1 pseudogene is annotated in these 237 nt (G+C 47.7%); it reads right to left on the bottom strand.

Annotated elements, in window-relative coordinates:
- Positions 1 to 16: 16 nt before the first annotated feature.
- Positions 17 to 237: pseudogene (locus KVT27_RS26075) on the bottom strand (cytoplasmic protein); the annotation flags it as partial.

Genomic DNA, 237 nt, shown 5'->3' with positions numbered 1-237 from the left:
AAACCGACCGCTATATTTAAGCAATAAACTCAGCCATAATCCGATTTATATCGAAAGGGGTAATCCCTGCATCCACAGCAAACACCGTCTGCGCGCCAGCCGCATCTCCTACGACTCGCCCCCGAGCAGCCGCATGCAGCATGAATAACTCATACAGATTAGGCTTCCTTAGACCCGTTATTGCCTTGCCCATCAGCAGCATTCCTTTTTGGTTTCCTTCAACATTGTTATACAAGT

Source organism: Lysinibacillus sp. GbtcB16 (assembly GCF_019091145.1).
GTDB lineage: Bacteria > Bacillota > Bacilli > Bacillales_A > Planococcaceae > Lysinibacillus > Lysinibacillus fusiformis.
This window is presented reverse-complemented; position numbering and strand designations above follow the sequence as displayed.